Source organism: Phenylobacterium sp., assembly GCF_041913825.1.
Taxonomy (GTDB): domain Bacteria; phylum Pseudomonadota; class Alphaproteobacteria; order Caulobacterales; family Caulobacteraceae; genus Phenylobacterium.
Genome location: NZ_JAYSEO010000001.1, coordinates 180,788 through 204,239 on the forward strand (window position 1 = coordinate 180,788; position 23,452 = coordinate 204,239).

The 23,452-nt window shown below is 65.8% G+C and carries 21 protein-coding genes; 11 read left to right on the plus strand and 10 right to left on the minus strand.

From position 1 onward, the window contains the following. Positions 1–127: 127 nt before the first annotated feature. The 7 genes from ACE3Q8_RS00865 to ACE3Q8_RS00895 form a co-directional block, all read right to left on the minus strand. On the minus strand, positions 128–967 hold the full coding sequence (locus ACE3Q8_RS00865) for an enoyl-CoA hydratase-related protein (RefSeq protein ID WP_293216036.1): 840 nt from the start codon (positions 965–967) through the stop codon (positions 128–130). Then, positions 960–2,087 carry a DUF2855 family protein gene (locus ACE3Q8_RS00870; RefSeq protein WP_293216035.1) on the minus strand — a complete coding sequence of 376 codons (1,128 nt, stop codon included), beginning with the start codon at positions 2,085–2,087 and terminating at the stop codon, positions 960–962. The genes ACE3Q8_RS00865 and ACE3Q8_RS00870 overlap by 8 nt, the downstream gene beginning before the upstream one ends. Then, positions 2,084–3,238, minus strand: coding sequence for a glutathione S-transferase C-terminal domain-containing protein (locus tag ACE3Q8_RS00875; protein WP_293216034.1), 1,155 nt, complete (start codon positions 3,236–3,238; stop codon positions 2,084–2,086). Before ACE3Q8_RS00875 ends, ACE3Q8_RS00870 begins: the two co-directional genes overlap by 4 nt. Continuing rightward, entirely contained in the window at positions 3,238–4,365 is a 1,128-nt protein-coding gene (locus ACE3Q8_RS00880; RefSeq protein WP_293216033.1) for a haloalkane dehalogenase, read from the minus strand. The genes ACE3Q8_RS00875 and ACE3Q8_RS00880 overlap by 1 nt, the downstream gene beginning before the upstream one ends. Before the next feature lie 13 nt (positions 4,366–4,378). Continuing rightward, complete coding sequence (locus ACE3Q8_RS00885) at positions 4,379–4,825, minus strand: hypothetical protein (RefSeq protein ID WP_293216032.1); 447 nt, start codon at positions 4,823–4,825, stop codon at positions 4,379–4,381. Next, the gene (locus tag ACE3Q8_RS00890; protein ID WP_273507473.1) at positions 4,825–5,085 is read right to left on the minus strand and encodes a hypothetical protein; all 261 of its coding nucleotides are present in this window, start codon (positions 5,083–5,085) and stop codon (positions 4,825–4,827) included. The genes ACE3Q8_RS00885 and ACE3Q8_RS00890 overlap by 1 nt, the downstream gene beginning before the upstream one ends. A 63-nt stretch (positions 5,086–5,148) precedes the next feature. Then, on the minus strand, positions 5,149–6,171 hold the full coding sequence (locus tag ACE3Q8_RS00895) for an NADP-dependent oxidoreductase (protein ID WP_293216030.1): 1,023 nt from the start codon (positions 6,169–6,171) through the stop codon (positions 5,149–5,151). A gap of 110 nt (positions 6,172–6,281) precedes the next feature. Between ACE3Q8_RS00895 and ACE3Q8_RS00900 the strand changes: the two genes are divergently transcribed. The 10 genes from ACE3Q8_RS00900 to ACE3Q8_RS00945 all read left to right on the plus strand — a co-directional run bounded on the left by ACE3Q8_RS00900 (position 6,282) and on the right by ACE3Q8_RS00945 (position 19,272). Further along, positions 6,282–8,108, plus strand: coding sequence for an arylsulfatase (locus tag ACE3Q8_RS00900; RefSeq protein WP_293216029.1), 1,827 nt, complete (start codon positions 6,282–6,284; stop codon positions 8,106–8,108). 868 nt (positions 8,109–8,976) lie between these two features. Continuing rightward, complete coding sequence (locus ACE3Q8_RS00905; RefSeq protein WP_374468020.1) at positions 8,977–10,338, plus strand: hypothetical protein; 1,362 nt, start codon at positions 8,977–8,979, stop codon at positions 10,336–10,338. Between the two features lie 185 nt (positions 10,339–10,523). Further along, positions 10,524–12,176, plus strand: a complete 1,653-nt coding sequence (locus ACE3Q8_RS00910) for a sulfatase (protein WP_293216027.1) — start codon at positions 10,524–10,526, stop codon at positions 12,174–12,176. 21 nt (positions 12,177–12,197) lie between these two features. Continuing rightward, on the plus strand, positions 12,198–13,202 hold the full coding sequence (locus ACE3Q8_RS00915; RefSeq protein WP_374468022.1) for an alpha/beta fold hydrolase: 1,005 nt from the start codon (positions 12,198–12,200) through the stop codon (positions 13,200–13,202). Continuing rightward, a complete protein-coding gene (locus tag ACE3Q8_RS00920; protein WP_374468024.1) occupies positions 13,199–13,828 on the plus strand; it encodes a hypothetical protein in 630 nt (209 codons plus the stop codon). The genes ACE3Q8_RS00915 and ACE3Q8_RS00920 overlap by 4 nt, the downstream gene beginning before the upstream one ends. 8 nt (positions 13,829–13,836) lie before the next feature. Next, positions 13,837–14,739, plus strand: a complete 903-nt coding sequence (locus ACE3Q8_RS00925) for a haloalkane dehalogenase (protein ID WP_374468026.1) — start codon at positions 13,837–13,839, stop codon at positions 14,737–14,739. 53 nt (positions 14,740–14,792) lie between these two features. Beyond that, complete coding sequence (locus ACE3Q8_RS00930) at positions 14,793–15,182, plus strand: hypothetical protein (protein WP_374468028.1); 390 nt, start codon at positions 14,793–14,795, stop codon at positions 15,180–15,182. A gap of 367 nt (positions 15,183–15,549) precedes the next feature. Beyond that, the gene (locus tag ACE3Q8_RS00935; protein ID WP_374468029.1) at positions 15,550–16,584 is read left to right on the plus strand and encodes an alpha/beta fold hydrolase; all 1,035 of its coding nucleotides are present in this window, start codon (positions 15,550–15,552) and stop codon (positions 16,582–16,584) included. Between the two features lie 73 nt (positions 16,585–16,657). Further along, entirely contained in the window at positions 16,658–18,214 is a 1,557-nt protein-coding gene (locus ACE3Q8_RS00940; RefSeq protein ID WP_293215198.1) for a long-chain-fatty-acid--CoA ligase, read from the plus strand. A gap of 14 nt (positions 18,215–18,228) precedes the next feature. Next, positions 18,229–19,272 (plus strand): glutathione S-transferase N-terminal domain-containing protein, encoded by a 1,044-nt coding sequence (locus tag ACE3Q8_RS00945; RefSeq protein ID WP_293215200.1) that lies wholly within the window; start codon positions 18,229–18,231, stop codon positions 19,270–19,272. 5 nt (positions 19,273–19,277) lie between these two features. Here ACE3Q8_RS00945 and ACE3Q8_RS00950 read toward each other — a convergent pair whose 3' ends face one another. After that, positions 19,278–20,276, minus strand: a complete 999-nt coding sequence (locus ACE3Q8_RS00950) for a glutathione S-transferase family protein (RefSeq protein ID WP_293215202.1) — start codon at positions 20,274–20,276, stop codon at positions 19,278–19,280. Between the two features lie 41 nt (positions 20,277–20,317). On the opposite strand from ACE3Q8_RS00950, the gene ACE3Q8_RS00955 reads away from it, so the two are divergent. Next, positions 20,318–21,388 carry an MBL fold metallo-hydrolase gene (locus ACE3Q8_RS00955; protein WP_374468032.1) on the plus strand — a complete coding sequence of 357 codons (1,071 nt, stop codon included), beginning with the start codon at positions 20,318–20,320 and terminating at the stop codon, positions 21,386–21,388. A gap of 9 nt (positions 21,389–21,397) precedes the next feature. Here ACE3Q8_RS00955 and ACE3Q8_RS00960 read toward each other — a convergent pair whose 3' ends face one another. Continuing rightward, positions 21,398–22,063, minus strand: a complete 666-nt coding sequence (locus ACE3Q8_RS00960) for a TetR/AcrR family transcriptional regulator (RefSeq protein ID WP_293215205.1) — start codon at positions 22,061–22,063, stop codon at positions 21,398–21,400. An 82-nt stretch (positions 22,064–22,145) separates the two neighbouring features. Beyond that, the gene (locus tag ACE3Q8_RS00965) at positions 22,146–23,450 is read right to left on the minus strand and encodes an MFS transporter (protein WP_293215207.1); all 1,305 of its coding nucleotides are present in this window, start codon (positions 23,448–23,450) and stop codon (positions 22,146–22,148) included. Positions 23,451–23,452 lie beyond the last annotated feature (2 nt).

Below are 23,452 nucleotides of genomic sequence, written 5' to 3' on the forward strand. Positions count from 1 at the left end.
ATGCGCGCCTCACCTTCGCTGGCCCCTGCTGGGGACGAAAGCAATGCGAACACTAGAACGAATGACGCCAAGGCATGAGGTCGCATGCCGCCCCTATCGAGGCCCAAAAATCGCGACATAAGGATGGCTACTCTCCCTTGAAACATGGGGATCTCTTCTCTCTGTAACTCAAGACCCCCTCCTTGAAATCATCCGTGGAAACGGCGAAATCCTGCTCTCGATCGGCGGCGACAAATGCTTCGTCGTAACAATCGTCCAAGGCGCTCCATATCTGCGCCTTCATCGCAGCCAACGAACGTGGGGCGGCGTTCTCCGCTATCGCGCGTGCGTACCCGGTGGCATGGGGCATCAAGGCGCCGTCCTCCAGGACGGCGTTGACGATGCCCAGCCTTTCCGCCTCGACGCCATCAACGCGACGCGCGGTAAAGAGCAAGTCGGCCGCTCGCGCTGTTCCCAGCAATCGCGACAGAAGCCAGGCCGATCCCTTCTCGCCGGGCACCCCGAGGCGCGCAAAGGTCGCGTTGAACATGGCCGAGCGGGCCGCGAACCGGATGTCGCAATGGAGGGCGACAATGAAGCCCCATCCAAAGGCGGGCCCATTGACGGCGGCGATCGTCGGCTTGCGGCTGGTGATCAACCCGTTCCAGCCGCCGCTATAGTACCGCTTCAAGCCAGGGCCGATGTCATCGCCCCACTGCGGTCTCACGTCGGTCGGGGCGTGAACGCCGCCGCTGCCGCTGCCGCTGCCGCTGCCGCCGATCACGCCCAGATCGAGTCCGGCTGAGAATCCCCTGCCTGCTCCGGTGACCACAATAACGCGCACGGCGGGGTCGCGGCCGGCTTCGGCGACGTAGTCGAAGAAGGCATTGAGCATATCCGGCGTCAGTGCATTGAGTTTGTCTGGCCGGTTGAAGGTGATGGTCGCGACGCCCGCATCAACCGCGTAAAGGACCAAGCTGTCAGCCACGGGAAACCTCCCCGAGCGCGTCCCCATCGCCTGCTAAGGGCGCAAGGCTTGCTATGACGCCGACATCCGCGGGGACTTCGTTGTTAACGAGCCGCGAGAAGCACGCAGCCACGGCGGTCGCACCGGATTCCCTCTTTACGGTCAGGACCTCCCGCAGTTCCAGAGACATACGTGCTGCCTCGAGCGAGGCGCGTCGGCTCACTTCCCCGGCGCCCCACTCCTGATCGCGCTTCATGACGTGCGCGGGCGCGAAGAAGAAATTGTGCGGGACGGCGGCGCCTTCCCCGCGGAAGCGCGGCGCCTCCCAGTGTGTGGCGCCAACGCCGCAGCTCAGCTTCAGGCTATCGCCAAGCACTTTGTGAAGCGCTGCGACGACGCCCGCATTGCCAGCCATATCGACAAACGCTGCCGAGACCGACGGGTCGAGCGCGCTGATCTCGTCGTATGTCTTGACCTCGTCACAAACGCCAAGCCTGCGAACGAACTCCAGGTTGCGCGGCGAAGTGAGACCAATCACGCGCGGACGGCCCCCCTTACGACGCATCAAGAGATTGCAGAGTCCAAGGCCCGTCTTGGAAGACGCGCTACCCACGATAACTTGGTTCGCACCGAAGTACGCGTTGTCCTCAAGGTAGTCGCAGATTATGAAGGATGTTGCGAAGAGTGGAAATAGAATGCAGCGCTCATCCTCTAGCGCCCTCATTCCGGGCGAGTCACCAGCTGCTCGCTGGTAATTGTTATAGATCGTCGGCAACGCGGCTCTGTGATCTGCACCATCGGCGAAGCCTCTATCCTCGACCTGGGTAGGCCTCAACACAACGTGAGACGCCATGGGCAGAAAGCCCCAGATGCGCTCGCCCACGCCTATCGCCTTGCAGCGCGACTCCACGATGTCGGCGAACCCCCAGACGGGGACGATGCCCCAGGGCTCTTCTACGGGGAAAAACTGCCAGTATCCGATCATGTCGCCCGATAGGGCGTAGGAGACGTTGTTGGCGGTCAGCGCAAACCGATCGATGCGCGCCAAGACTTCACCCTCGGCCAGTTCGGGCGCCGGCCGCGATGTGATCCGGGTTTCAGCGAACGCCTTGCGCCGCACCTCAACCTGCTCGATGTTCACAACTTGTCTCCCCAAACTTCAAGGTGATTGCGCCGCTCGACGCGTCGGGTGGTCCGCAGCGCCAGAAGGTCGGCGAGACCCGTCTCCTCAAGAAGCGCACGCATGTCTGCCTGCTCGGCAGGCGACGCCCGACCGACGACGTCCTGAACTTTCTGCAACAGATAGATCCGATACGGCATTACACCGACCACGATCCGGTGACCGCGCCAGTCGAACGCAACTTCGCCGATGCGGCGATCCTGTGCGCGATCGAGACCGTTGGTTCCAACCGCGAGATCGGGGCGCGCAGCCAGCCATTCATTCGTATAGGCGACAAAGGCCCGGATTTCCGGCAGGTAGTCCTCGGCGACGAAGCGGAGCAGCGCCTTCAGCGTGTCCGAGACATGATCGCCTGGAAACAGAGACTCCGCTGGGTGTCCATGTTCGCCCGCGTCTTGATCGGGACGATTCATGCGCTCTGTCCAGCGCCATACGCGATGGGCGGACTGCTGCATGATGCGCGCGGGATAGGGATCGCGCGCCAAGTGCGCATAGAGCGGCGCGACAAGGCCATAGTCGCCGATCGTCGGCCGGCCGCCCAGCAGATAGGGCGAGTGCTCAAGATGGGCGTCGAACAGACTAAGGAACTCGGCGAAGGATGCTTCGACAGCGGGGATCGTTTCCCGCGACACGCCAAAGCTCGCCATTGCCTCGCGCATGCGCTGGCTGGCCATGTCGTATATGCTCGACTTCACTGCGGCGGGCGCATTCGTTGGAGCGAGGGACGCCGAGAAGTCGGCCGACAAGAAGGGACGGTTCACCTCGTCGAAGTTCCAGCGGTAGTGCATCGCCGGCCGCAGAAGACCCTCGCCGCCAAAAAGCTCGAAGACCTGCCCGATGAGCGCATGAACGGGTGTCGCAGGATAGGCGGGATGCCTGGTTCCAACTTGCCCTTCCAGGTGCGCGATGATGTCGGACCCGTCCTGGACAAGCGCGCCGTTCTCGGCTTCCAGAACGGGCACGATCCAGCGACCGATCTGGGGGACGATCTTTTCGCGAAAACGCGCTTCGCCCGCCGCCCGGTTCTCGAAGGGGATGCGCTGCTTGATCAGATAGCTACGCACCTTGCCGGTGTAGAGAGAGTTGGGCGAGCCCCAGAGCTGGTAGGTCATCAGCGTGAAGGCCTCACACCCACTGGGTTTTTGCGGATGAAGGCGGCGAGCAGATCGGCAAGGACTTCACCCACGTTGTCCTGGATGTAGTGACCGGCCTCGAGTCCGGTGTGCGGCTGGCCGCGGGCTCCGGGAATGGCCTGCACAAGGTCGTCTTGCATCTCCTGGGTTCCGAACTGGGTGTCGAGGGTGCCTCGAATGTGCAGGAAAGGTCGCGTGAATCGCGCCAATCCACCCCAGGCGACGGCATTACGCGCGCCGCACTGATTGACCATCGACGGAAAGGCGCGCGGCCCGGCGCGATAAAGAATGGACGGGAACGGCGCGTTGTAGGCGGCGATCTCTTCCTCGCTGAGCGACCTTCCGCCCTGGGCGCACATGAAGGCGATCATCCGGCCAGGATCGAAACTCGGTGAGGTCAGCGCGAAGTTGATCCAGGCCTGGAAGGCTACTGGAAAGGGCTCACCCATTGTCGGTCCTAAAGCCCGCAGCATGTCCGGCGCAGCGGCATCCAACTCGACGGGCTCGGGGATGTAGAATACCGGCGGAATCAAGACCGGCAGGCCGCCGTTGGAGATCGCCGCGCGCGCAAACAGATCGGGCCTATCCCCGACGACGCGCAAGCCGAAGCAGCTACCCCAGTCCTGCGCAAACAGTGTGATCGCGTCGAGGCCGAGTGATTGGATGAACGCCTTGGTGAGCGCGACCTGGCGCTCGAAGTGATGGAACCGGGGGTCAATCGGCTTATCGGATTTGCCAAAGCCGATGTGGTCGGGGACGATGACGCGGAGTCCGGCGGCGACCAGAGGTCTGACCATGCGCCGGTAGAGATAGGACCATGCGGGCTGACCGTGCAGAAGAAGGACGGGCTCACCCGTTCTCGGCCCTTCATCCAGGTAGTGCATACGTAGCCCGTCGATCTCGACGTAATTCGGCGCGAAGTCGTACCCCGGAAGATCGTTGAAGCGCGCTTCGGGCGTGCGTACAAACGCTACCCCATGCGTCGTCCGCATCACCTCGACGCCGGGCTCGCGGGCGGCGAGTTCGTCTGGAGACGGCAAGAGCGTTCCAATGGTCGCGTTGCGTACGCCAGCATAGCCGCGTTGCATCTGTTCGGTGGTCGGCATTGTACGGAGCGCCTCAGTTGGTTGTGCGACGCTCGCGAAGCGCGAGCACAAGGAATACGATGCCCAAGAGGATCCCGATGGGTCCGCCGTAGTGTGCGGGCGGATGGTGGCCGTCGCCGCTCCCCTTTCCGAACCAGCCGTCATAGGCCATCAGAAATCGCGCTGTGATGAGGGCAAGAAGTCCGAGCGGCACGAGCGTCCGGTACCGTAGGCCGATGACGAACAGCAGGAGCGCGAAAGGGATTTGAATGGCGCCGAACCACGCAAAGAGTGCGACGATTGTGTCGCCTCTTGTGGAGAGATCGACCCCGCCGATCACGCCGGCGCCTCCATCTGGCAGGAAATAATGAATGCAGCCGGGAATGAACTCCAGCACCCCCGCCAACATCAGAAACCAGGCGGAAACCTTCGCGCCGCGATAATCGGCGTTGGTGCTCGGTGGGAAGATCGCCATGACCATCAACCCACCAACCAGAAGCGCGCCGTACGTTCGACCAGCTCCGGCGCCGCATTCTCGTGGCAGGCACCGAGGATCACGTTGTGATCCTGCCTCTTGGCGCTGCTGCTATATCTCTGCGGCTTGTCTCCGGCGGCGCTCGCGCCGGCCCGCTGCATCAGTAGGCTCCCCTCCGCAGGCGTCACCGGGCCGCGCCCGTTCATGCACCCTGGAAACGCCAAGTAGGCGAGCCGCGCCGGAAGAGAGACAATGAGGGTCTTCATAGATGGGACAATCTCTCTTCTGGATCGCGCGCCGGGCGGCGGATCAGCGCCGGGTTGGCCGCTTCAGACTTCGATCAGGAGCTTTCCCTCGTTGGCCCCGGCGAACAGCATCCCGAGCGCCTCCGGGAACCTTTCGATGCCCTTGACGATATGCTCGCGAAACAGGATGTCGCCCGAAGACCGCCACTGCGCGAGGGCCTGGAAGGCTTCCGGGATGCGGCCCATGTAGTCGCGCATCGTGAACCCGCGCATGCTCGCGCTCTGGGCGACCAGTTGCAGATAGTTTGACGGGCCGCGCACGTTATCCATGTCGCCGTACTGCGAAATGCCGCCGCAGACCGCGATGCGTCCGTTGCGGTTGATCAGGCCGAGCGCCGCGTCGAGGGTTTCGCCGCCGACATTGTCGAAATAGACGTCGATCCCGTCGGGCGCCGCGGCCGCGAGCTGTTCAGCGATGGGCGATGCCTTGTAGTCGAGCGCAACGTGCGCCTTGAGCTCGTCGAGTATAAACTTCTGCTTGCGTTCACCTCCGGCAATGCCGATCACCCGGCAGCCCCTGATGCGCGCAATCTGGGCGGCGATCGAACCAACGGCGCCGGCCGCCGCCGAAATGACGACGGTCTCACCCGCCTTCGGTTGCCCAACGTCGAGCAGACCGAAATAGGCCGTGTAACCGGTCATGCCCAAGCCGCTGAGGTAGTCCCGAGGAGACGCAAGGCGCGTGTCGATCTTCCGCAGCGCCTGCGCTGGAAGCACGGCTTCGGATTGCACACCGATGAAGCCGGTCAGCCAGTCGCCCTTCGCCACGCCATCGGCCCCAGACTCGATAACCTCGCCGACACCGAAGGCGCGCATCACCTCACCGGGCTGAACTGGCGGCATGTAGCTGCGCTTGGGGGCGATCCAGCCGCGCATGCCTGGATCGACCGAAATGTACCTGACGCGGAGGCGCACCTGACCTACCCCAACGGTCGGCAGCTCATCACGCGTCAGATCGAAGACGCCCGCCTCATCCAGGGAGGCGGGATACCGCGTCAATCGGTACTGAATTGCATTCGCGCAAGGGGGCAGCATCAGCCAATCCACATTATGTCATTATCTATGTCGATACGCGTTGCGCCATCGCCCGTCAATAGATATGACACTCGTTATGCAAATACATCTTCAAGGGGCGCCGTCGCACTTGGATAGATTCCGTGGATGACCGGGTTGCGGAGAACGGCTCGATGTCGTTGAGGTCGAGGTGGCGCAGAGGACTGGCGACCGGGCTGGTGGCCTGCCTGACGATTGTGGCGTTTCCGGCGCAGGCCCGGACGGCGCGGCCAAACTTCGTCGTGATCGTGGTGGATGACGCGGCGTTTATGGATTTCGGGGCCTACGGCGGCGAGGCGCGGACGCCCACGATTGACCACCTCGCCCGGCGCGGCGCGTTGTTCATGAATTATCACACGTCCCCGCTCTGCTCGCCATCGCGCGCCATGTTGCTGACCGGCGTCGACAATCACCGCACCGGGCATGCCACGATTGAGGAGGTGATGCCGCCGCAACTTCGCGGGCGACCGGGCTATACATTGCGCCTGGAACCCGGCGTTCTCACGATTGCGGACCGCTTGAAGGCCAACGGCTATCGAACGCTCATGGCGGGGAAGTGGCATCTGGGGCGGGGTGACGGCGACTTGCCCGACCGGCACGGATTCGATCGATCGCTCGCGCTCGATGCGTCTGGCGCCGACAACTACGTACAGCGCCCTTACATGCCCTACTATGATCGGGCGCCCTGGTTTGAGGATGGCGCCCCCACGCGCCTGCCGCCTCGCTTTTACTCCTCCGATCTACTGGTAGACCGGTTGATCTCCTACATCGATGAAGGCCCGCCCGGGGCGGCGCCCTATTTCGCCTATCTCGCTTTTCAGGCGGTGCACATTCCGGTTCAGGTCCCCCGGCGCTTCTCGGACAACTATGCGGGTGAGTTCTCCGACGGCTGGGAGGCGCTGCGGGAGCGCCGATGGAAGCGCGCGCGAGACCTGCACCTTATTCCGGAAGATGCGCCACTGGCCCAGTTCCCGTCGCGTCTGCGTCGATGGCGCGATCTGAGCCAGCAGGAAAAGGAAATGTCCGCCCGCAGCATGGAGGTCTATTCGGGCATGCTGGAGGCGATGGATCAGGCGATTGGAAGGCTCGTCAGCCGGATCCAGGCACGGGGTGAACTTGAGCGTACCGTGTTCGTCATCACATCGGACAACGGTCCAGAACCCAGCGACCCGGTTCATGCGAACGGGATGGTTCTTTGGATGGCGCTAAATGGCTACCACTGGGATCGTAGCCGAATGGGCGAGGAGGGCAGCCTCGCCTTCATCGGCCCCGAATGGGCGGCATCGATCTCCTCGCCGCACTCGCTTTACAAATTCTACGCCTCCGAGGGCGGCTTGAAGGCGCCGTTGATCATCACCGGCCCGGGCGTCACGGCCGGGGGCCGCAGCCGCGCGCTTACCTTTGTCACCGACGTCGCCCCGACATTGCTGGAAATGGCAGGCGCACCGCTGCAGACGCCTGGCGAGCGTGTCCCCATTTCGGGGCGAAGCCTTGCTGCCACGTTGCGCGAAGACACGGCCGAAGTACGAGGCCCAGAAGAGGATGTGGGAGTGGAGGTCTCGGGCAACGCTGCGTTGTTCAGGGGCGACTTCAAGATCGTGCGGAACATGCCCCACGTCGGCGATGGGCGATGGCGGTTGTACAATCTCAGGGTTGATCCGGGCGAAACCCGGGATCTCGCCTCCCAGGACCCGCAACGATTTGCGGACATGCTTGCCGCTTACGACGCCTACGCCGAGCGGAATGGCGTCCTGCCCCTTCCGGAGGGTTACCAAGTCGAGCGACAGGTGATGCGCAACGGACTCAACAAACAGCTGCAGCACAACGCCTTATGGCTCGCGCTTATTGTAGGGCTCGTCTTGGGGGCGGCGTACTTCGCGATCATGCGGCGGAAGCCCCGACACAACTCGGATCGAGCGCCCCGGCTATGACAGGCTTGATCGAGACGCCCGCGTCGATCCGTCTGCATGGCCCGCGGTTGAAGTCGTCGACGATGCACAGAATCCGGAAGGGTCGTCCCCCGTTCGGCGTGTCGGCCTTGAAGTCCCCCCTCCAGTGCTGGTTGGGGCCGTCCTGCAAGGCCATCGGCGCCCGCGTGCCGGTGGCGCGCTTGCGGCCACGACGACGCACCGCCATACTCTCTGGGCGATGAGGCGGATGAGCTTCTTCTTGTTCATGCCGACGCACTGACACTCAAGCAGGATGCCAAGACGCCGGTGGCCGAAGCGGCGGCTCCGCCGGCCCCGTAGCCGCTCGCGCACGTCCGCATCGCCCGGCTGGACCGCGCGGCGCACCTTGTTCGGATCGACCTGGACCAGGGGAGGCGCGCCGCTACGGGAAGCCACGCTCCGCCATCAGGCGAGTTACAGCCTCCGGCGCGCTGCAAGCGCGTTCAGCTTCTTCCCAGAAGGTCCTTCAGCGCCGACATTTCGAGCATCGACTCCGCCAGGAGCTTCTTCAGCCGCCGGTTCATCACCCTTCAGCGTCTTCAGCTTCTGGGCGTCCAACTCGCGCCGCTGTACTTCTCCTTCCAGCCCTGAACACGTCTGCTCGCCGATCCCTTCCCGAAGGCACACTTCCGCCTTCGGGCTCCCCAGCCTCCTGCTCCCGCAGCACGCCTATGCTCTGCGCCTCGCTGATGAGCTCTCACTCAGGAAGGGGGCAGGTCACGCCTCAGACCCGAGGCTCTCCATCGGCGAGCTCCCGCGACCGCAGCCCCGATAAGGCCTGCAGAAGACAGGTATTGACAGACGATATGTCGTTATATGTTGATGGCCTTGGCATCGAAAGCTGGCGGCCGTGACGGTCAACCTTGTGCGCCCCGTGACCGATGGGGGTCTGCAACATCGGGTGAGGGACGAACAGATGCGCGGGGACGCCTATTTCGATTCGCCTTGGCCGGCCGAGGATGGCGGCGCTATGCGTCTTGCCTCCACGTCCACCGTGCCGCTCAATATCCAACCTGACGATAGGCTGCAGGTCACACGGCGCCGCACTCAGCTATCGACGATGACTATCCTGGGCGCGCCCGGCGAAGTGTTCCTGCTCACCCATTCGGCAATGCGCGCGCAGCTCGGCTTCCCCACATCCTCGCGCGTAACTCGGGTGGACGCTCAGACACTGAAGACGATCTCCAAATCACCTCGATTGCCGGGCGGGCGAATGTGGCCGGGCGGCATGGCGCTGCACCGCAATGGCGACTTGTATGTTGTCTATGGCAACCATGCGCATCGTCTCGACCGCGGACTCTCTCTGCGCGCCAGCCTTACCCTGCCACACGATCTGCCTTACAATTCCTTTGTCGTGCTCGATTGCGGCCTGCTGGTTTGTAAAAACATCTCTGATCGTGTCGCGGCGCGCCTGTGCATCATTGATCCGGATACCCTACGTCCGGTATGCGCCGGCATTGACTGTCCAGAACCGTCGATCGCGCGTCTCTCGGCCCGGGGTGACACGGTCTATGTGGTCGGCGTCAAGTCGATATTCCGCTACCACTGGGACCGCGCAGCCTGTCGCCTGATATTCGATGATGGTTGGCGCCATGACTACGCAACCGGTACCCAGCAAAGCTACGGCTGGGACGTGGTGCTCGCTAGAGATCACGCGTGGTTCATGGACAACGGCCATCACCGCTACCGCATCTCGATGATCGGCGCAGGCGTTTCTCTCACCCCCAACCGCTTAATCCGGGTCAGTCTGCACGACAGTTCCGATCACGACTCGATAGAGGTGAGTGGACTGGGGGGTGGCTCCATCACCAATCCACCCGTTTTCGATATCAGACGTCAGATCGTCGTGGCTATGGATTCGGCGAACAAGCAACTTCGCGCCTGGCGGTTCAACGCTGTTCAGCGAACCCTGACGCCGATCTGGAGACGGACCAATTTCGGCGCCGCCAGCCATATGCTGCTTTATCCTAGCAGCGGCGAACTCGTAACTAATGACTACCACGATGGTTGCGAGTATGTCGCCGTGCTTGACATCGTTACGGGCGAGAACCTTGCACGAGCGAAAATCGGCGCGCCGCTGCAGGGGGTGGTTTTCCCTAGCCCGGGCTGGGGCAGGGATTTTTTTTGGTGCTCGATGGGATTCGTCGCCCGCGTCGCTGTTGCCCAAGATAAGCCCCTTCTGCTCGGTGGAGCTGAGACCGGTAGGTCCTAGAAGTCGCCACCTCGTCCTACCCAGGCCTCGAGCTCGCAGATCAAAGCTACCTTGCACCCCCTTGAGGGCACGGCTCACCCTGGCGACGCCAGCCTAGTGAAGACCGACAAGGTCACCTTTCCACTTTCCACTTCCACTAATGGCACTAAATGTGTCATTATAAGGTGGTCTGGGGAGGAAGAAGGATGTCCAAGAAGATCTGGATCGGGATCGCAACGGTCTCTGTCGCCTTGCTGGTTCTGGCCGGGCTGAACTTCCGATCGATCATCCTCTTCGCCGTGGGCCTCCGCGGGCAGGAGGAGGTGGGCCCCAATGTCCCCGTCGTCTGGTCCCGGGGTCCGGACACGCCGCAGCCGGGCGACCGGCCACCGAACATCGTCTTCATCCTGGCCGATGACCTGGGCATCAACGACATTTCCACCTTCGGCGGCGGCGTGGCGGGTGGACTTGTGCCCACGCCCAATATCGACGCGCTGGCGGCCAGCGGGGCGATGATGACGCAGGCCTATTCCGGCACGGCTGCCTGCGCGCCGTCGCGGGCGATGCTGCTGACCGGCCGCTATCCCACCCGCCACGGCTTCGAGTTCACGCCCACCCCCGCCGGCATGGGCGGCATACTGAGCCTGTTCTACAACGACGGCTCGCGCCCGCACCGGATGCTGCGCGACGCCAAGGCCGAGAAGAACCTGCCGCCGATGGAGGAGCAGGGCCTGCCCGGCTCCGAGATCACCATCGCCGAGATTCTGAAGGCGCGCGGCTACCACACCGTACACATCGGCAAGTGGCACCTAGGCGGCGGCAAGGTGTTCGGGGCGAACGCCCAAGGCTTCGACGAGAGTCTGCTGATGGCCAGCGGACTGTACCTGCCGGAGAAGGATCCCGGCGTGGTCAACGCCAAGCTCGACTTCGACCCGATCGACAAGTTTCTGTGGGCGCGGATGCAGCACGCCGCGACCTTCAACGAGGGTCCGCGCTTCGCCCCCAAGGGCTACCTCACGGACTACTATACCGACGAGGCGGTGAAGGTGATCGAGGCCAACAAGAACCGGCCGTTCTTTCTCTACCTTGCGCACTGGGGCGTCCACAGCCCGCTGCAGGCCTCCAAGGCGGACTACGACGCCCTGCCCCAGATCAAGGACCACCGCCTGCGGGTCTATGCCGCCATGGTGCGGTCGCTGGACCGCAGCGTCGGCCGGGTCCGCGAGGCCCTGCGCGCCCAGGGCCTGGAGGACAACACCATCATCGTCTTCTCCAGCGACAATGGCGGCGCGGGCTACATCGGCCTGCCCGAGGTCAACAAGCCCTATCGCGGCTGGAAGCTGAGCTTCTTCGAGGGCGGCATCCGGGTTCCCTACTTCGTGTCGTGGCCGGGCAAGATCGCGCCCGGCACGCGGGTCGCCGACCCGGTGAGCCACATCGACCTGCTGCCCACCCTGGCAGCGGCCACGGGCGCCCAGGTCCCCACGGACCGGCCCATCGATGGCGCGAACCTGCTGCCCTACATGACCGGCAAGGCGCCGCCCACGCCCCCGCACCAAGCGATATTCTGGCAGGACGGCCACTACCTGGCGGTGCTGAAGGACGGCTGGAAGCTGCAGACCGCCGAACGCCCACGGAAGGACTGGCTGTTCCATCTGGCCAAGGACCCGACCGAGCGGACCAACCTGGCCGCGTCGAACCCGGCCAAGGTCGCCGAACTCAAGGCGGCCATCGCCGAGCACCGCCGGGGCGGGAGGACGGCCCTCTATCCTTTCGCCGGCGAGATGCCGGTCACCATCGACAAGACCCTGGAGCAGAAGGCCACGGAGGCCGACGAATACATCTACTGGCCCGGCTAGGCGCAACCTTAGGAGACCCACGTGACCCAACTGCTCAAGACCTCGGCCGGCGTCCGCTTCGCACGCCAGTCAGATGCCGCCTTCAAGGGCCTGGCCGACTATCCCTGGGAACCGAACTACATCGAGTTCGAAGGCCTGCGCCTGCACTATATCGACGCGGGTCCGCGCGACGGCCCGGTGGCCTTGCTGATGCACGGCATGCCCACGTGGAGCTATCTCAACCGCCACATCATAGGCGGCCTGGTCGCGGCGGGCTATCGCTGCATCGCCGCCGACCACATCGGTTTCGGGCGCTCTGACAAGCCGACGGACGACGGGTGGTATTCCATCGCCCGTCACACCGCAGCCCACCGCCAGCTGATCGACGAGCTGGATCTTCGCGACATCACCCTCTTCTGCCAGGACTGGGGCGGTCCCATCGGCCTGGCCCAGGCGGCCGAGACGCCTGACCGCTTCGCCCGCCTGGTGGTGATGAACACCTGGCTGCATCACGAGGGTTACCTCTATGAGCCCGCGCTGTTGCGCTGGAACCAGCAATGGAAGGCCGACGGCCTGTTCGGGCAGAACGTCCCGGACCGGCTGAGCCTCGGCTGGTTCATGCTGCTGGCGACGCAGCGGCTCGACCGCGGCCTGTTCTTCGGCATGGTACAATCGGGCGAGAAGCCCCCGCTCAGCGCCGCCGACGAAGCGGTGCGACGGGCCTATGACGCGCCGTTCGAAGGGCTGGGATACCCCGGCCATGCCGGGCCGCGCCGGTTCCCGCTCAGCCTGCCCTTCGACAACCCCGCGGGCGGTAATGCCGACACCCAGGCGCGGCACTTCGAGACCCTGCTGGGTTGGACGAAGCCGATCCATTTTATCTGGGGCGGCGCCGACGATGTCTTCACCGAGGCGTGGGGCCGGGCCTGGGCCGGGCATTACCCGCAAGCCACCTTCGACCTGCTGCCGGACGCTGGCCATTTCCTGCAGGACACCCACGGCGCGCGGATTGCAGAGATCTTCCTGGGGCGAAAGGCCGACGCATGAACCCGTGGCTCTGGGCCGGCGCCCTCGCCGTCTATGTCGTCTTCCGCGCCTGGTACGACAACTGGCGCGGCCCGGTCTCTCCGGCCGAGGCGACGGCCCTGCTAGAGCGGCTCGCGCGGACGGGCGCCGGTGACAACGGCCGCAACGACCTCGGCGTAATGGAGCGGTTCCTTGCCGACGATGACGGCCGCGAATTCTTCATGCTGAACGTCGTCCGGTTCGCCGACGGGCCGGTGGCTGATCCCGAAACCGGCGTGCTGCGCCCGGCGCGCGACGTGATGTCCGGCTACACGAAGATGTTCATGCCCGCCCTGTTCGCCCGCGGCGGACATCCCGCGGTCGCTGCGCGTGTTGTCGGAGGTCATTTCGACACCTGGGGCATGGAGGCCGGGCCGGCGTGGTCGCTGATTGGCTACATGCGGTACCGCAGCCGCCGTGACCTGGCGATGCTGGCCAGCGACCCCCGCTTCGCCGGCGCACATGAGTTCAAGTTCGCCGCCATGCCGCAGACCTTCAATGTCCCGACCCAACCCTGGATCCTCACCCTGGCCAGCCCCCGGCTGACCGTCGCCCTCGGCATCGCTCTGGCGACGGCGGCCGTCCAGATCGCCCTCCTCATCACCTGAGAGACCCCATGGAAATCCTGCGCACGCCTGACGACCGCTTTGAGAACCTTCCCGATTTTCCTTATGCGCCGCACTATCTCGAGGTAGACGCGGGCGACGGAACGCCGCTGCGTATCGCCTGCGTCGACGAAGGCCCGCGCGACGCCGAGCCGATCCTGCTGATGCACGGCAACCCAACCTGGGCCTACCTCTATCGCCACATGATTCCCGGCCTTCTCGCAACCGGCCGCCGCGTGATCGCCGTGGATCTGGTGGGATGCGGGCGCTCCGACAAGCCGGCCGCAAAGTCGGACTATACGCTGGCCCGGCACTACGACTGGATGAGCCAGTGGCTCACCGGCATGGACCTTAGGAACGTCACCCTGTTCTGCCAGGACTGGGGCGGCACCATCGGCCTCTATCTGGTCTCGCAGTATCCGGAACGGTTCGCCCGCGTCGTCGCCTCCAACACCGGACTGCCGCTCGGCGAGGGCGAGAGCGAGTTCATGAAGATGTGGGTCGGCATGATGCGCGGGGCCACCGACTTCCCCTGGCAGATGCTGGACGGCGGCATGGTGCGCGAGCTGACGGACGCCGAGCGCGCCGCCTATCGCGCGCCCTTCCCGGACAGCCGCTACGAGGCGGGCATCATCCAGTTCCCACTGCTGATCGCCGTCCAGTCGGACAATCCCGGGGCGCCGCTGAACCGAGCCGCTTGGCCCAAGCTGGGCGCCTTCGCCAAGCCGTTCCTGACTCTGTGGGGCGCGCTGGATCCGGTCGCCAAGGGTAGCGACGTCCGGCTTCAGGGCCACGTGGCCGGCGCCAAGGGACAGCCGCACCACACCTTCGAGAAGGCCAGCCACTTCATCCAAGAGGACGTGCCCGAGGGCCTTGTCGAGCACATGACCGCCTTCCTGAAGGCCGGGTCGTGACCGGCCTCTTCCCCCCCTCCACCCGGGCGGCGTACACGGGGTCGTGGGCCTCGGTGATCTTCCTCGCCGTCTTCTCGGTGCTCACCGTGGGGCCGGGGCTGATCCACAGTTTCCTGCCGGACGGCGGCGCGGAGTCCATCGCCGGCATGACGCTGGGGGAGGATCGGGAAACGGTGATCGGAACCTTCGCCTGGGCGGGCGCCACCCAGATCGTCTGGGGTATAGCCATGATGGCGGTCGCCCTGCGCTATCCAACCCTGGCGCCCCTGATCCTAGCGCTCGTTTTGCTGGAACGCATCCTGCTGGTGGTCCGCTGGTGGATTGTGTCGCCGCCTAGCTCTGGGCACCACCCTCCTGAACACTATACAAGCATTCTCATTTTGCCCCTGCTCGCTCTTTTCTTGACGTTCGCGCTCCGCCGCCGCCGATCGGCGCCCCCCTGAGCAGGGGAGCGTCTTCATGATCCGGATTAATGGACTCAAGGTCCAGCGCGCCACTCGGCGGTTGCGGCAGCCCACTCCGGCGCAGAAAGGGGCGACTTTCCGAGGCGCAGCGTCGGACTAATAGGAAGCAGAATATCTATTCACTTTTCGGCGCGTTCGCGTCATAATCCTTCGAGCCGGTAACGCCGACTGGCTGTGGAACGGGAGGTGAGATCGGGGCGAGGGCAGAACAGGCTATGAAGCCTCTGCCAGATCGCGGAACTGAAGGCGACTACCAAGCATCGCCGGCGCGCGTCCGCCCCCTTCCGGCTGCGGGCCAGGCGCCAGTCGTCGCGAGAAGACACTTGGCAGAAGGCGACTAATCCCGATGAATACATCCACTGAGCTGGCTGAGGCGGCCATCATGGACGTTCGTGAGACGCCGGACGGCGTCCCGTTCGCCCGCTCGGCCGCCGCGGAGTTCGCAGGCCTTCCCGACCTTCCCTGGCCGCCTAACTACCTGACGTTTGAGGGCCTGCGGATGCATTACTTGGACGCCGGCCCCTCCGATGGGCCCGTTGCACTCCTGCTGCACGGCATGCCCACGTGGAGCTACCTGAACCGCGGGATCATCGCGCGTCTCGTCACCGGCGGCTGGCGGTGCATCGCGCCCGACCACATCGGCTTCGGCCGGTCCGACAAGGTGATCGCCGACGGCTGGTACTCGATCGCCCGTCACGTCCGCGCGATGGCCCATCTCATCGCGGAGCTTGACCTCAGGAACGTGACCCTATTCTGCCAGGACTGGGGCGGACCCATCGGCCTGGCGCAGGCGGCCGAGACGCCCGAGCGGTTCGCTCGCCTGGTGATCATGAACACCTGGCTGCACACGCCAGATTACGTCTACACGCAGGCGCTGCGTCGCTGGAACGAGGGCTGGAAGCCGGAAGGCCTGTTCGGCGCGAACGTGCCCGACCGCATATCGATCGGCTGGTTGATGATGCTCGCGACGGGCCGCATCTCGCGCGACCACTTCTTCTCCGTGGTGCAGGGTCAGGAGATCCCCGTACTATCGGCCGCCGACGCGGCGGTGCGCCGGGCCTACGACGCGCCGTTCGCAGGACTGGGGCACGCGGGCCACGCGGGCCCGCGGCGCTTCCCCCTCAGCCTGCCATTCGACAACCCCGAAGGCGGCGCGGCGGACGCGCAGACACGCCACTTCAACGCCCTGCTCGGCTGGGAAAAGCCGGTCCACTTCATCTGGGGCGGCGCCGACGACGTCTTCACCACAGAACGCGGCCAGGCGTGGGCGGCACGATACCGGCACGCGACTTTCGACCTGCTGCCTGACGCCGGCCATTTCCTGCAGGACACCCACGGCGATCGGATCGCCGAGTTGTTCTTGGCGCACGCCGAGAGATGAGCGTGCGGCCCGGGGGTCGCCCGCGCTTGATCAGAATCGGAATTTCTGTTCCTATAATTTGCGGAGGATACAGATGGCCATTGCCGACATGTTCAGCGACGTGTTGCGGCTGCAGGGCCGGCGGCGCCCGGACGCGATCGCCTGCCGCTTTGATGGCGCGGACCTGACCTTCGGCGACCTGGATCGCCGCGCGAGCCAAGTGGCGCAGGGCCTGATCGCCGCCGGCTGCCAGCGCGGCGGCCGCGTGGCGGTGATCTCGAAGAACTCCTCCGCCTATGTGGAAATCCTGGGCGGGACGCTGAAGTCGGGCACAGTGCTGTTGGCGGTGAACTGGCGGCTTGCCCCGCCCGAGATGGCCTACATCCTGGAGCACGGCGAGGCCGAGGCGCTCTTCATCGAAGCTGAGTTCGTGCCGCTTCTGGCCCAATTGAGGGACCGGCTGCGCCCGCCGGCGTTGGTGGTCGTCATCGGCGCAGCGGCGGACGTCGCCCCGAGCTACGCCGCCTGGCGCGACGCCCAGTCGGCGGACGACCCGGACCTGGGCGGCAGCCCCCAGGATGTGTTCGTCCAAATGTACACCAGCGGCACCACGGGCCTCCCCAAGGGCGTGCAACTCACGCACGCCAACTACACGGCCTGCTTCGAGGCGATGTCCCGGCTCGAATGGACTGTGGCGGGGCCGGACGACGTCCTGTTTGCGCCGGCCCCGTTCTTTCATGTGAACGGGTTGAACGCGGTGCTCCGCTCGATCGACGGCGGAAGCCTGCTGCTCACCGCCGACCAGTTTCGCCCGCCGCAGATCGTGGAGCTGTTCGAGCGCGAGCGGGTGACCCGCGCGGCGATGGCGCCCGCCATGATCCAGATGTGCCTGGAGGTTCCGGGTGTCGAGACGCGCGACTTCTCGGCCCTGCAGGTTATCACCTACGGCGGCTCTCCCATCAGCGAGACGGTGCTGAAGCGCGCGCGCGAGGTGTTCGGCTGCGATTTCGGCCAAGGCTACGGCATGACGGAGGCGACCGGCCCCGTCGCCATGCTCTCGCCCGAGGACCACCGCGACGACCGCCGCCTGCTGGCGTGCGGCAAGCCGCTGCCGGGCATCGACGTGAAGGTGGTGCGACCGGACGGCAGCTCGTGCGGCCCTCACGAGGTTGGCGAAGTGCTGGCCCGCTCCCCAGCCCTAACACCCGGCTACTGGCGCGATCCCGAGGCGACGGCGCGCACCATCGTGGGCGGCTGGCTGCACACCGGCGACGCCGGCTACTTTTGCACGGACGGCTACCTCCACATCCACGACCGAGTGAAGGAGATGATCGTGTCCGGGGGCGAGAATGTCTATCCGGCGGAGGTGGAGAACGCTCTAGCCAAGGACCCGGACATCGCGGACGCCGCCGTCATCGGCGTGCCCGACGACCGGTGGGGCGAGGCGGTGAAGGCCGTGGTCGTCCTGCGGCCTGGCGCACCGGCCGACGAGGCGGCCATCATCGCCCGCGTGCGCCAGCACCTCGCCGGCTACAAGGCGCCGAAGAGCATCGACTTCGCCGACGCCATCCCCCGCAACGCCGCCGGCAAGATCCTGCGGCGCGAGCTACGCCAACCATACTGGGCCGGACGCACCCGGGCCGTGAGCTGAGGCAAGGACCCACCATGACCGCCATCAAAGCCGACGACCGCGTCCTGCTGAACGGGGTGCCGGGATCGCCCTACACCCGCAAGATGCTGGCGCTGCTGCGCTACCGGCGCATCCCATACCGGCTGATCCTCGCCTCGCACGACGGCCTGGCCGGCCTCCCCAAGGCCAAGGTGAGCCTGCTGCCCACATTCTACTTCCCGAACGGGAAGGGCGAGCTCGTGGCTGTCAACGACTCCACGCCCATTCTGCGCCGGCTGGAGCGCGAGCACCCCGGCCGCTCAGCGCGGCCGTCCAACCCCGCGTTGGCCTTCATCGACTCCCTCATCGAGGACTATGGCGACGAGTGGCTGACCAAGGCCATGTTCCACTACCGCTGGGCTTACAAGGCCGACATTGCGCGCGCCTCGGCCATCCTGCCGGCCTGGCGGCGGGCCCAGACGTCAGACGCCTTGCTCAAGGCCGCCGGCGAAGAGGTCGCGAACCGGCAGATCCCCCGCCTACGCTACGTGGGTTCTAACGAGGTGACAGGTCCGATCATCGAGGCCAGCTACAAGCGCTTCCTTGACGCGTTTGAGGCTCACCTGCGCGACCATGCCTTCATGCTGGGCCAGCGGCCCGGCGGGGGCGACTTCGGCTGCTATGGCCAGCTCACCCAGCTCGCCCTTTTCGACCCAACGCCGATGGCGGTGACCGAGGCCCGCGCCCCGCGGGTGTTCGCCTGGACCGGCGCGGTGGAGGACCTCTCGGGTCTTGAGCCGACCGAAGCCGACTGGTTCGACCCCGCCGCGCTGCCGGCCACCGCGAAGGCGATCCTGGCCGAGGTCGGCCGTGTCTACGCTCCGCTGCTGCTCGCCAACGCCAAGGCGCTGCGCGAGGGCGCGGAGCAGGTGGAAACCGAGATCGACGGCGGTCGCTGGGTGCAGCAGCCCTTCGCCTACCAAGGCAAGTGCCTGCAGTGGTTGCGCGAGGAGTACGCCGCGCTGGGTCCCGCCGACCGCAAGGCGGCCGACGCCGCGCTGGCCGGGTCAGGCTGCGAGGTCCTGCTGCAGGGTTTGTAGGACCTCTAGGTGCGGGCCAGCCAGCGCCGACAGTCCGCGGCGTCCAGAATGGCGTCCAGCCGGTCGGTGCGCGCTGCGGCGTAGCGGGCCTTCAGCACTCCCAGTGATTTGGCGTGGTACTTCTGCGGCGGCTGGACGTAGGCGGCCCCGGCGAGATCCACCGAGAAAGACTCCTGACCCGCGGCGAGCGCGTCGGCGTTGGCCTGCGACCAGGGGAGGAAGTAGCGGCCAACGTACGCCAACACCGGAGCCAGCGTGGGCTGGAGCTGTTCCCATGTCTCGAACGGCCCGTCGTCGTGAGGCTCCATCATGCGATGGCACCACGCAAGCACCGCAGGCCCGCGCGCCATGATGCCTGCGCCGCAGGTCGGGTCGACCGAGGCTTCGTAGATCTGCGCCGCCAGGCCGAAGTCGCCGAACGCGGGGCGGGCGCCGAAGAGGTACTTGCGGGCCGCCAGGTGCGGCTCCATCAGATCGAGCAACTCGAACCAGTAGCCGGTGATCAGGTCCGCCGTCTCCGCCGACGAGCCCACGAAATGGCCGCGTCCGGTCATTCGCTCCTGGATCATCTTCTGCCGCGCCGCGACTGCGGCGGCGTCGGCTGTCGGCGCCGCGAGCCGCGCAAGGGTGAGGGCTGAGGCCTCCTGGTCCACCTTGTCCCACCAGCGGTGGTGGAACATCAGCTTGTTGCCCCACTCGTCGCCGAATTCCTCAATCAGCGCCGAGAGGAACCCCAACTCGGGATCGTCCGGGTGGATCGATGGCTGCGGGAAGAGCGCGTCCATCTGCTCGATGATCGGCGTCGAGTCCTGCAAGCCCTCGCCCGTCGGTGTCGCGACGGTGGGTACGATCGGCAGCTTGGCGACGGCCCTGTACTCATCCTGGTTACTCTCGTTGCGCGCAATCCAGCGATGGGGAATGCCCTTGTAGCGGAAGTAGGAGCGCACCTTCACCGAGTAGGGCGACATCTCGGACCCATAGATGCGGTAGACGCCTTCGCTCACGTACTTCCTCCCTTTCCGGTCGTTGTCCGCCATCATATTATATGAACCGGAGTTCCGATTATCATGCCGGGCTGGGGCGCTGGCCGCAAGCCGCATTCAAGGAGCATAGGATGGACAGGCGACGGGCGCTGGTGCTGCTGGCAGCGGCGATGGCGGGGCCCGCAGCGGCCCAAGCCCAGGCGGACGGGCTGCGGGTGATCCTGGTCGGCACGTCGGGTCCGCTGGTCGCGCGCGACAGGGCCAAGCCCTGCATCGCCATCCTGGCCGGCGGGCGGCTCTACTTGGTCGACATCGGCCCGGAGGCCACCGAGAACATGATGCTCTGGCGGCTGCCTCTTCCAAACGCCCGGGCGGTGTTTCTGACCCACCTGCACTCTGATCACATCGGCGACCTGGGCGAGTTCAACATGCAGAGCTGGGTCCAGGGCCGCAGCGAGCCTTTGGCCGTCGTAGGCCCGCCCGGTGTCGACAAGGCCGCCCGCGGCTTCAATCTCGCCTATGAGAATGATCACGAATTCCGCCGGGCGCACCACGAGCACGGCCCGCACAAGTTCGACATCGCCGCCGGTCTGCTCTCGCCCAAGGTCGTGATGATCCCGGCCAGGGCGGACAGCGCGCCGGCTTGGCGCGACGGCGATCTCATCGTCACCGCGATCCGCATGGCGCATGAGCCGGTGACGCCGGCCTACGGCTACCGCATCGACTACAGGGGCCGATCGGTGTCGATAAGCGGCGACACCAGGAAGCACTTGCCTTTCGCTAAGGCCTCCAGGGGTGTCGACGTGATGCTGCACGAAGCGCAACACGATGGCATGACCCGGCAACTGTCGCAGGCGCTCGCCGGCGCAGGCAACGCACGGATGAGCGCGCTCATGGCCGACACGCTGACATATCACGCCACCCCGGTGGAAGCGGCTGAGGTCGCCCGCGCGGCAGGCGCGAAGCGGCTGGTGCTCTACCACCTGACCCAGGCCGGCCTGCCGATGTTCAACGGCGGCGCCTTCATCCGCGGCATGGACGCGGGCGGTCCGCTTGACTGGCGCCTCGCGAAGGACGGCATGACGGTCGACCTGCCGACGGGCAGCGACGAGATCCGCTTCGGCCAACTCTGAGGCAGACGCTCAGGGGGCGGCCTTCTCCAGACCCAAGTAGCGAAGCAGCAGAAGCCCCAGCTCCTGCGGAAGCCGCGGATCATCGAACGAGAATGGGCCTGGCCCGTGCAACAGCTGGGTGATGATCTGTCCATGCGTCATGCGCACGGCGAGCTGCGCACGTTCAGGGAAGCCGGGCTCGACGGGGATGCCGCGCCGCTCAAGCAGATCCTGGATCTTCTGCGCCTCGAAGATCTCGAGCCGGCGCATCGAGGGCCAGACATCCTGGCCGCGCAGGCTGAGCTCGAAGAGGGCGCGGAAATAGCCCTCGATGCGGCCCATCGAGCGGGCCGAGTTGGCCACGAGTCGCACGAACATCACGTCCAGCGGATCGGTCTCACAGGCCGGGTCTGCGAAAAACGTTGTTATGTTCTCGGCCGAACGCTGCGCCATGTGGGCCTGCAGTGCGAAGAACAGCGCCTCCTTGTCCTGGAACCGCCTGTAGAAGCTGCCAACCGAGCACCCGGCGCGCCGGGCTATGTCGGCCACGTGGGCTTGCCAGAAGCCGTGCTCGGCGAACGCCCGCTCGCCGGCCTTCAGCAGGCGATCGCGCTGATCGCGGCTGCGCGCCTGGTAGGCCGGCAGCGCGAACGCCGGATCATCGGACGACGTTTCGGCGGACTTGGCTCTGGCCATGGGCGGCGGCGACTCGATTTCGAAGGACGGTTATCCTCTAGCGCCTGCGCGCGAAGATTGCACAGGGTACGACGCCGCGCATTCACGCCGCCTGCGCGGCTGGTGGATTTCGCGGCAGTCGGCGCGCGGCCATCAGGAAGAAAACCACGGAAATCAACTCGCCGACCGCGGCCAGTGCGATCGCGTAGCCCAGGCTCCGGTTCCCGAACGCCGGGGCGAGCGCGTCGCTGGTCATGCCGATCACGAGCGGGCCCAGACCAAAGCCGACGAGTGCGATGATAAACAGCGTCCAGGCCGAGGCGAAGGCCCGGACGCGCACCGGCGCCAGGGTCTGGATGGTGCCGAAGACCGGTCCCGTGAAGCTGTTGCCGAGGAAGCCCGGCAGGATCAGGCAGGCGATGGCGAGCGCCGGCGTCGGCGCCAGGTAGGCGCTGATGAACAGCGGCGCGCGCACGCCGATCATGAGCGCCGGGAGCCACGCGTACCAGCGGTTGTCACGCTTGCCCAGGAGGTCGGCGAACCAGCCGCCTGCCAAGGTTCCGACCACGCCGGTCACGCCTGAGATCAGACCCAGCGCCAGACCCGCCTCGCCGGTGGAAAGGGCGTGAAAGCGGATCATGAAGGCCGGATTCCACTGCAGCGCGCCGTACGAGGTGAAGGCGTGCAAGGCCGCGCCGAGGACGAGGTAGTTGAACGCCGGGATCCGCATCAGCGCGCCCAGGGCCTCGCGCGTTGACGGGGGCTTCTCGGTTCCGGCCTCGCCCGAGCGCGGGGGCTCTTTCAGGGTCAGCGCCACCACCACCGAGACCAGGACCCCCGGCAGCCCGACCACAATGAAGGCGGTGCGCCAGTCGAACGCCTGGTTCAGCCATCCGCCGGCCAACAGTCCCACCAGGATGCCGATGGGCACGCCGCATGAGAACACCGCCAACGCGGTCGCCCGCTTCCCGTGCGGGAAGAGGTCGGCGAGCATCGAGTGTCCCGCCGGCCCCGCGCCCGCTTCGCCCACCGCCACCAGTGCGCGGGCGACGAGAAGCTGGGAGAAGTTGGCGGCCAGCCCGCAGAGGGCGGTCGCGCCACTCCACAGCGCCAGGCAGCCGGCGATGATGCCCTTGCGCGAGGTCCGGTCGGCGAGCCTGGCGATCGGCAGTCCCGCCGCGGCGTAGAACAGGGCGAAGCCCAGGCCCGAGAGCAGCCCGATCTGAGTGTCGCTGAGCCCCAGTTCCTTGCGGATCGGCTCGACCAGGATCGAGAGCACCTGACGGTCGACGTAGTTGATCACATAGACCAACAGCAGCAGGCCCAGGGCGTATCGGGCATAGGCCCGCGACGTTCCGCCGGCGTCGGGCGCGTGGGTGTCCGCCATCTTGTCCCCCTTGCTGGTCATGC

Excerpts from the sequence above, each read along its gene's own strand:
- ACE3Q8_RS00940 (WP_293215198.1), top strand. The coding sequence starts at position 16,658 with ATGGCCATTGCCGACATGTTCAGCGACGTGTTGCGGCTGCAGGGCCGG.
- ACE3Q8_RS00885 (WP_293216032.1), bottom strand. The coding sequence starts at position 4,825 with ATGGTCATGGCGATCTTCCCACCGAGCACCAACGCCGATTATCGCGGC.
- ACE3Q8_RS00890 (WP_273507473.1), bottom strand. The coding sequence starts at position 5,085 with ATGAAGACCCTCATTGTCTCTCTTCCGGCGCGGCTCGCCTACTTGGCG.
- ACE3Q8_RS00965 (WP_293215207.1), bottom strand. The coding sequence starts at position 23,450 with ATGACCAGCAAGGGGGACAAGATGGCGGACACCCACGCGCCCGACGCC.
- ACE3Q8_RS00920 (WP_374468024.1), top strand. The coding sequence starts at position 13,199 with ATGAACCCGTGGCTCTGGGCCGGCGCCCTCGCCGTCTATGTCGTCTTC.
- ACE3Q8_RS00880 (WP_293216033.1), bottom strand. The coding sequence starts at position 4,365 with ATGCCGACCACCGAACAGATGCAACGCGGCTATGCTGGCGTACGCAAC.
- ACE3Q8_RS00945 (WP_293215200.1), top strand. The coding sequence starts at position 18,229 with ATGACCGCCATCAAAGCCGACGACCGCGTCCTGCTGAACGGGGTGCCG.
- ACE3Q8_RS00955 (WP_374468032.1), top strand. The coding sequence starts at position 20,318 with ATGAACCGGAGTTCCGATTATCATGCCGGGCTGGGGCGCTGGCCGCAA.
- ACE3Q8_RS00875 (WP_293216034.1), bottom strand. The coding sequence starts at position 3,238 with ATGACCTACCAGCTCTGGGGCTCGCCCAACTCTCTCTACACCGGCAAG.
- ACE3Q8_RS00925 (WP_374468026.1), top strand. The coding sequence starts at position 13,837 with ATGGAAATCCTGCGCACGCCTGACGACCGCTTTGAGAACCTTCCCGAT.
- ACE3Q8_RS00935 (WP_374468029.1), top strand. The coding sequence starts at position 15,550 with ATGAATACATCCACTGAGCTGGCTGAGGCGGCCATCATGGACGTTCGT.
- ACE3Q8_RS00960 (WP_293215205.1), bottom strand. The coding sequence starts at position 22,063 with ATGGCCAGAGCCAAGTCCGCCGAAACGTCGTCCGATGATCCGGCGTTC.
- ACE3Q8_RS00910 (WP_293216027.1), top strand. The coding sequence starts at position 10,524 with ATGTCCAAGAAGATCTGGATCGGGATCGCAACGGTCTCTGTCGCCTTG.